This window comes from Archangium sp. (assembly GCF_036388035.1).
Taxonomy (GTDB): domain Bacteria; phylum Myxococcota; class Myxococcia; order Myxococcales; family Myxococcaceae; genus Archangium.
This window is the reverse complement of sequence record NZ_DASVSO010000601.1, coordinates 1-7,765: the sequence shown is the minus strand read 5'-3', so window position 1 is coordinate 7,765 and position 7,765 is coordinate 1. Positions and strand designations below refer to the sequence as shown.

The window sequence follows — 7,765 nt, the reverse complement described above, 5'->3', positions numbered from 1 at the left end:
TGCGCGAGTCCCCCACCACGCTGCACGGGCGGAAGATGGTGACGGGCAGGGAGGCGGCGGCGCGCTGGACGAGCTTCTCCGCCTGGAACTTGGTCTCCTCGTAGACGTTGCGGAAGCCCTGGCCGCAGTCCAGCTCGTCCTCGGCGATGACGCCCAGGCGGTCGCCCGAGACGTGACAGGAGGAGAAGTGGTTGAAGCGCTGGAGGTGCTCGCAGTCGCGCGCCAGCTCCAGCACGTTGCGGGTGCCATCCACGTTGATGCGCCAGGCCGTCTCCTTGGGGACGCCCAGGTAGAAGACGGCGGCCAGGTGATAGATGTGCGTCACCCGCTCGCACAGCCGCTGGTACTCCTCTCCGGACAGGCCCAGGTGCATGTCCACGATGTCGCCGGTGAGCAGCTCCAACGTGGCGCCGGTGCCCTGGAGGCTCGCCGCCAGCTTCTGCGCCTCCTTGAGGTGCTTGGGCTGCACCAGGACGTAGACGTGGGCCTTGGGCTCCTCGCGGACGATGTGCTCGACCAGCCGTTTGCCGATGAAGCCCGGGAAGCCGGTGACGAAGTACGTCCCGGCCTTGCCTTGGGCTTCCTTGCGCTTCTCGCTCATGGGCGGCGGAGCATAGCCGGCCTTCAGCCGCGCGCGAGCATGGCGCGCCACACCTCTTCCACCCGGACCCGGGTCATCTCCTGACTTCCCGAGTTGTCCACCACCCAGGTGGCATGCTGGCGCTTCTCGTCGAGTGGAAGCTGGGCGGCCAGCCGGGCTTCCGCCGCCGCCTCGTCCAGGCCGTCGCGCGCCCTCAGCCGGGCCTTTTGCACCTCCCGGGGCACCCACACCAGCACCACCCCGTCCATGCCCTCGTGCAGCCGGTTCTCGATGAGCAGCGGGGCGTCATAGAGGACGCGCTCCACCCCCTGCTCGGCGAGCGCCTGGGTGCGCTGGAAGAACTCCTGGCCGATGAGCGGGTGGAGCAGGGCATTGAGGGCGGCCCGCTCCGTCGGGTCCCCGAAGACGCGCGCCCCCAGCTTCGCCCGGTCCAGGCGCCCGTCCGGACCCAGCACGCCCGGGAAGCGCTCGGCCACGGCCTTCAGCCCCGGGGTGCCCGGCTCCACCACCTCGCGGGCGATGACGTCCGCGTCCAGCACCTGCGCTCCCAACTCGCGCAGCATGCGGCTCACGGTGCTCTTGCCGGAGGCGATGCCCCCCGTCAGTCCATAGAGCTTCACGGGGGGCCTACTTCGCGGCCTGCTGGGTGGTGAAGATGAACGAGTGCACCGTCTTTCCGTCCTCGTTGAGGAAGACGGCCAGTCCCAGCCGGGGGTAGAGCAGGTAGGTGCGGAAGTCGTCCGTCAGCTTCTTCTGGTAGCAGGGGCTAGGCGGCGCCTTGCCGGCCGGGCAGACGGAGCCGTAGGTGCTTTCCACCGACTCCTTGTCGATGACCGGGCCGGGGAAGACGTCGATGCGCTCGACGAGCTGCGTGCCCGGGTCCACCTTGAACTGCACCTGCTTGGTGCCCTTGATGGCCTTCTGGTCGAAGTAGGCGATGATCTCCTTGCCGTCGGAGGTGACCACGCGCGAGGGCTCCCCGAACTTCTGGAGGACCAGCTCGCGCTTGGACTGCCCGGGCTCGATTCCCTGCCACGGCTTGGCCACCGCGGGCGCGGCGGCGAGGAGCACGGCGACGATGGCGATGGTTTTCATCCGTCGAGGTGTAACGGATCCACCCGCGCCGTCTCAAGCTCCCCTCTGTCGCGGACGCCACGCGTCCGACAACTTTCACACCTCCGCCTTGCCCCGCCTGGGGTCGTCTGCTAGTGCAGGAGCCGAATGCGCGCTCGCGGCTCCTGCCTCCTCCTGCTCGTCCTCGCCCTCTCCGGCGCCGCCGGGGCCGCCGATTTCCTCGGCCCCGAGAGCTGCAAGGGCTGCCACCCGGCGGCCTATGAGGCCTGGATGCAGTCCAAGCATGCCCGGGCCGGCGACTCGCTCTCCGACGCGCAGAAGACCGACGCGCGGTGCCTGTCCTGCCACGCGCCCGACCAGGGTTCCCAGGGCGTCTCCCACGTTACCTGCGAGACGTGCCACGGCGGCGGCCAGTACTACTCGCCCGCCTACGTGATGAAGGACGCCGAGCTCGCCCGCCTCGTGGGTCTGGTGGACCCCTCGGAGAAGTCCTGCCGTGGCTGCCACGACGCCTCCTCTCCGTCCCTCAAGCCCTTTGATTTCGTCGAGTCGCTCAAGGCCATCGACCACTGGTCCGCCGAGCGCACTGGCAAGAAGGGCACCCGCGCCGAGGCTCCCCCACCCGAGCCGGCCAAGAAGAAATAGCGTGATCAAGATCCTCGACGCCCGCTTCCTCACCACCGCGGTGGAGCCCAAGGGCTACCCCACCGGGCCCGCCACCCCCGAGGTGGCCTTCGTGGGCCGCTCCAACGTGGGCAAGTCGTCCATGATCAACGCGCTGGCCGGCCGCAAGAAGCTGGTGCGCGTCTCCAACACGCCCGGCCGCACCCGGACGATCAACTTCTTCGACGTGGACGTGGAGCACGGGGGCAAGACGCAGCTCGTGCGCTTCGCGGACCTGCCCGGCTACGGCTTCGCCAAGGTGAGCAAGACGGAGCGCTCCCAGTGGCAGACGATGATCACCACCTACCTGGAGAAGCGCCGGGACCTGAAGGTGGTGGTGAGCATCGTCGACGCCGAGGTGGGCCCCACCTCCGACGACTTCCAGACGCTCGACTACCTGCAGCAGGCCAACCGCCCCATCCTGGTGGTGGCCACGAAGATCGACCGGCTGCCCAAGGCGCGTCGCAAGCCCCGCCTCAACGACCTCGCCGAGCAGCTGTCCCTGCCGCGTGAGGCCGTCATGCCCTTCTCCGCCACGGAGAAGCTGGGCCTGGAAGAGGTGTGGGAGACGCTGCTGAGCGCGGCGCGCTGAGGTGTGGTAGGCACGCGCCGTGTCGAACGGCAATGGAAACGGAAGCAGCGGCAATGGCAGTGACACCCAGCGCGCGCTGAGCCTCGTGCGCCGGCAGCTCGCGTCCCTGCCCGCCCGCAAGCGGATTGAAGCCATCCTCGACTCGCGCGGCGCGCGGGAGCTGGTGCGCACGCTGCCCGCGGAGGACCTGTACTTCACCATCGCCGAGGTGGGACTGGCGGACTCGACCGAGCTCGTCCAGCTCGCCTCGCCCGAGCAGTTCCGCACCTTCGTGGACCTGGGCGGGTGGAAGAAGGACCAGCTCGCGCCGCACGAGGTGCTCACCTGGCTGCGCGCCGCGCGCGGGGACGAGTCCGAGGACTTCCTCCAGAAGCTGCGCAAGGTGGACATCGAGGTGCTGGAGATGCTCCTGCGCGAGTTCTCCCTGCTCCACGACCTGGAGGAGAACCCGGACGTCCACGTGGAGGGCGTGACGCTGGAGACGCCCGAGGGGCGCTACCTCGTGGAGTTCAAGGGCATCGAGGGGGCGGAGCTGGCCGCCATGCGCTTGATCATCAACGATCTCATCGCGGACAACCCCTTCGAGGCGGTGCGCTTCCTCGAGGCCGTCCGCTGGGACGTGCCCACCGAGCTGGAGGAGACGGCCTACCGCTTCCGCACGGCGCGGCTGCAGGACATGGGCTTTCCGCCGCTGGAGGAGGCCGTGCGCCTCTTCAGCCGGGTGGACACGGGCACCGCGCCGGCTCCGGCACCGGGCACGGCGCTCGCGCCCGGGCAGGGCCAGCCGGACTACCTGGAGGCGGCCTTCCGCGCCCTGGACGAGGTGGAGCGGGAGAACCTGGAGACGGAGCTGCGCTACCTCGCCAACGCCACGCTGGTGGCCGAGGTGGAGGAGCCGGGCGAGCTGGACGCCATCCGCCGCGTGGGCGAGATGGCCCGGGACTACCTGCTGTTGGGGCTGGAGCACCTGACGGGGGGAGACCCCACGCGCGCCGCGCAGGTGGTGCGCGACACGGAGCTCAAGCGCGTCTTCCAGGTGGGCTTCTCGCTGACGCTGGCGCTCAAGTTCCGCGCGGACCGGCTGATGAAGCAGCCCCTGGCCCAGGTGGAGGGCACGCCGCTGCTCTTCCCCGAGGAGGCCGCCGCCCTCGAGGCCCTGCGCCGCAAGCGCCCGCGCCGTGCGCTGAAGGTGCCCGGGGCCGAGCCGGTGCCCTTCCGCTCGCGGCGGGAGCTGGCCTCCAGCGAGGAGGTGCTGACGCGGGCCGAGGCCCAGGTGGCGCTGCTGGGCGCGCTGCTCGGGGGCTCGGCGCAACGGGCACACGAGCTGCTGGCCCGCTTCGGCGTGGAGCCGCGCGTGCTCGGGGTGGACCGGTTCTTCGCCGCCACGGTGGCCCTGGCCCTGCTGGAGGGGAAGGTGGATCCGCGCCCGGTGCCCTCGGGGCGGGGCGACGCACTGGCGGCGATGCTCTTCGAGGGCACCCCGGAGGCCCCGCGCCTGCGCCCGGACGCCGCCGACAAGGTGGTGGCGGCGCTGGAGCCAGCGGTGCCCGAGTCGGCCCGTCCCGAGCTGCGCCGTCAGGTGAAGGCGACGCTCGCTCGCTTGCTGGAGGAACTCGCGCCGTCGTTCCTCCAGGAGGGCAAGTTGAATCCCATCGCCTCCGTTCTGCTGCCCATGGAGGGCGGAGCCCCGTAATCCTTTCAGTCCTCCCCCCCTCCGTACCAGGTACCCCTGGTCGCTAAGGGGTTGGATCCACGGACCTTTGCCCCTGGGGGCCGCTGGCACATCGCCTGCTAGCAAGAGCCTGCGTTCGTGGGCTTCGGGCTGGAGGAGGACGGGATGGGGGTAGGCGAGACGACAGAACGCCGCGATGTGGTGGCGTTCTATGCGCTGACCGCATTCGCGGCGCTGCTGTACATGGTGCCGCAGGCGTGGATACCCGCGCTGGCTCCGTTGCGGCCGGCGCTGCTCACGTCGGGGCTGGCGGCGGGGATGATGGCGCTGAGGAGGATGGGGCGCGCCGAGCCGCTCTACTTCGATGGGGTGCGAGGCGTGGCGCTGCTGGCCTTCTCGGGGCTGGCGCTGGCCTCCATGACGTGGTCGGTGAACCCGGAGGTGACGCGCTACACGGCCATCGAGCTGCTGAAGCTGACGGCCATCTACCTGACGCTGGTGAACGTGGTGACCACGCCCAAGCGGCTGGCCCTGGTGTGCGGGGCGATGGTGCTGGGCTCGCTCGTCACGTCCCACGGCGTCATCACCACGTACCTCACCGGCACGCCCGAGACGCTGGTGGAGGGCTACCGGGCGCACTGGATCGAGGTGTACGCGGACCCGAACCGCTCGGCCATGAACCTGGCGATCATCGTGCCGCTGGCGGTGGCCTTCCTGGCGCGCAAGGAGAGCGGCTGGCTGTGGCGCGCGGCGTGTGCCCTGGCGGTGGTGCTGGCGCTGGTGGCCATCGTCTTCACCTACTCGCGTGGTGGCTTCATCGGCCTGTCGGTGGCCATGGCCATCTGGGCCATGCGCGAGCAGAAGAAGCTGCGCTCGGTGCTGCTGGGGGTGGCGCTCGCGCTGGGGCTGGTGATGTTCGCGCCCAAGAGCTTCTGGCAGCGCAACGAGACGGTGGCGACGTTCCACGAGGACGCCTCGGCCATGGGCCGCGTGTACGCGTGGCAGGTGACGTCGCGCATCAGCCTGGACAAGCCGCTGCTGGGCGTGGGGGCCGGAGGCTTCCGCTTCGCCTGGCCGCTGTACGCGCCGCCCGAGGCGACGCGCGCGTACGTGGCGCACAACATCTTCCTGGACGTCATCGGGGAGCTGGGCTGGGTGGGCCTGCTCTTCTTCCTGGTGTTCGCCGGAGGCGCGACGGGCGGGGCCTTCGCGGCCTCGCGCAGCACCCAGGTGGGGTGGCTGGCCCGAGGGCTCTCGGCCTCCATGGCGGGCTACCTCATCTGTGACTTGTTCTCCGGCTACATCCTCTCGGCGCACCTGTACGTGCTGTTCGGACTGGCGGCGTGCGCCCAGCGCATCGCCCAGGCGCAGGAGGCGGAGGAGTCGGTGAAGCTACCGGTGGTGAAGGGACAGCTGGCGACGAGCTGGGAGGGCTCGAACCATGCGGCGTGAGGAGGCGCGGATGGCGGAGGAACCCCTCCGCCTGTTGCAGTTCACCAAGTCGTTCCATATCGGTGGCACCGAGGTCCAGGTGGTGGAGCTGCTGCGAGGGCTCCCCGCCAGCTACCGGGTGCAGCTGGCCGTGCTGCAGGACGAGGGGCCGCTGATGGGGGCGGTCCGCCAGCTCGGCCATGTGCCCGAGGTGTTTCCCCTGAAGGGCTCGCTGGCGCGGCCCAACTCGGCGATGCAGGTGGCGCGGCTGGCGAGCTGGCTGCGCCGCGAGCGGGTGGAGCTCGTCCACGCGCACGACTTCTACTCGACGATGCTGGTGGTTCCCGCGGCGAAGCTGGCGGGGACGAAGGTGATTGTCGGTCGGCTGGACCTGGCGCACTGGCACGGCAAGGCGCGGCGGGCGGTGCTCCAGGGCCTCACGCAGCTGGCGGACCACGTGGTGGCCAACGCCGAGGCCATCCGCCGGATGCTGGTGGAGGAGGAGGGGATGTCGGCGGACAAGGTGTCCGTCATCCCCAACGGCCTGGACGTGGCGCGCTTCGATGCGCGGGTGCGCGAGGGGCTGAAGGCGCCGCTGCCGGACACGCGGGGCGCGCCCGTGGTGGTGCACGTGGCGAACATGAACCACCCGGTGAAGCGGCAGGAGGATCTGCTGCGGGCGCTGGCGATGGTGCGCCTCAAGGGCCTCGTGCTGCACGCCTTCCTGGTGGGGGATGGCCCGAGGCGACCGGAGCTGGAGCGGATGGCGAAGGAGCTGGGCCTGACGGACACGGTCCACTTCCTGGGGCACCGGGCGGACGTGCCGGCCCTCTACGCGCGGGCGGACTTCGGCGTGCTGTGCTCCACGGCCGAGGGCATGTCCAACGCGGTGATGGAGGGCATGGCCGCGGGGCTGCCCATGGTGGTGACGCGGGTGGGAGGCAACCCGGAGCTGGTGGCGGACGGAGAGCGGGGCCTGGTGGTGCCGCCCCTCCAGCCCCAGGCGATGAGCGAGGCCTTCCAGCGGCTGCTGAAGGACCGGGAGCTGGGCCGGCGCATGGGAGCCGAGGCGCGCGCCTTCGTGGAGCGGGAGCTGTCCCTGGAGCGGCTGGTGCGCCGGCATGACGCGGTGTACCGACGGGTGACGCGAGGCGGGTGAAATCGTTTTTCCGGCGGCTCGTAGGGGAGGGGGACCCCCTTCTCCCCTTTTGAGGTAACCGTCGTGAATCTCGCCCTGCTCCTCGTCCTGGCCGCTGCTCCCGCCTCTCAATCCTGGCAACTCGACACGAATGGCACTCCCAAGGTGAGTGTCGCCAACATCAACGGCTCCGTCCGGGTGGAAGCGGTGGACGGCAAGTCGGTGTCGGTGGAGTCGAGGCAGGAGGGCAGCGAGGAGGAGCGCGCGAAGTACCCCATCGAGGTGAAGAAGGACGGGGACGAGGTGACGGTGCGGGTGTGCTGCGACGGCACCTGCTCGCGGAAGACGAGCAGCTGCAACAACCCGGTGGCCACGCACTTCACGCTGAAGGTGCCGCGCGACACCTCGCTGGAGGTGAGCGTGGTGGCCGCGGACGTGAATTCGTCCGGGGTGGCGGGGCCGCAGGAGGTGTCCGTGGTGAGCGGCGACGTGTCGGTGAAGGGCTCGCGGGGGCCGCTGGAGGTGTCCGCGGTGAGCGGCGACGTGGAGCTGGCGCCCGAGACGATGAAGGACATCGAGGTGAGCACGGTGTCC

8 protein-coding genes and 1 pseudogene are annotated in these 7,765 nt (G+C 70.3%); 6 read left to right on the top strand and 3 right to left on the bottom strand.

All coding sequences use genetic code 11. The features are described 5' to 3' along the window. The 3 genes from VF697_RS24495 to VF697_RS24485 form a co-directional block, all read right to left on the bottom strand. A partial coding sequence (locus VF697_RS24495) for an SDR family oxidoreductase (RefSeq protein ID WP_331098973.1) occupies positions 1-601 on the bottom strand: 601 nt, incomplete at its 3' end. Positions 602-624: 23 nt separating this feature from the next. Further along, positions 625-1,221: a dephospho-CoA kinase gene (gene coaE / locus VF697_RS24490; RefSeq protein WP_331098969.1), complete on the bottom strand. Its 597-nt coding sequence runs from the start codon at positions 1,219-1,221 to the stop codon at positions 625-627. A gap of 7 nt (positions 1,222-1,228) precedes the next feature. After that, positions 1,229-1,696 carry a hypothetical protein gene (locus VF697_RS24485; RefSeq protein WP_331098967.1) on the bottom strand — a complete coding sequence of 156 codons (468 nt, stop codon included), beginning with the start codon at positions 1,694-1,696 and terminating at the stop codon, positions 1,229-1,231. Between the two features lie 126 nt (positions 1,697-1,822). On the opposite strand from VF697_RS24485, the gene VF697_RS24480 reads away from it, so the two are divergent. The 6 genes and pseudogenes from VF697_RS24480 to VF697_RS24455 all read left to right on the top strand — a co-directional run. Next, the gene (locus tag VF697_RS24480; protein ID WP_331098966.1) at positions 1,823-2,320 is read left to right on the top strand and encodes a multiheme c-type cytochrome; all 498 of its coding nucleotides are present in this window, start codon (positions 1,823-1,825) and stop codon (positions 2,318-2,320) included. Between the two features lies 1 nt (position 2,321). Further along, the gene (gene yihA, locus VF697_RS24475) at positions 2,322-2,930 is read left to right on the top strand and encodes a ribosome biogenesis GTP-binding protein YihA/YsxC (protein ID WP_331098964.1); all 609 of its coding nucleotides are present in this window, start codon (positions 2,322-2,324) and stop codon (positions 2,928-2,930) included. A gap of 19 nt (positions 2,931-2,949) precedes the next feature. Further along, a complete protein-coding gene (locus VF697_RS24470; protein WP_331098962.1) occupies positions 2,950-4,623 on the top strand; it encodes a DUF6178 family protein in 1,674 nt (557 codons plus the stop codon). A 144-nt stretch (positions 4,624-4,767) separates the two neighbouring features. After that, the gene (locus VF697_RS24465) at positions 4,768-6,054 is read left to right on the top strand and encodes an O-antigen ligase family protein (RefSeq protein ID WP_331098971.1); all 1,287 of its coding nucleotides are present in this window, start codon (positions 4,768-4,770) and stop codon (positions 6,052-6,054) included. After that, complete coding sequence (locus VF697_RS24460; RefSeq protein WP_331098960.1) at positions 6,044-7,192, top strand: glycosyltransferase; 1,149 nt, start codon at positions 6,044-6,046, stop codon at positions 7,190-7,192. Before VF697_RS24465 ends, VF697_RS24460 begins: the two co-directional genes overlap by 11 nt. Before the next feature lie 63 nt (positions 7,193-7,255). Next, a pseudogene (locus VF697_RS24455) lies at positions 7,256-7,765 on the top strand (hypothetical protein); the annotation flags it as partial.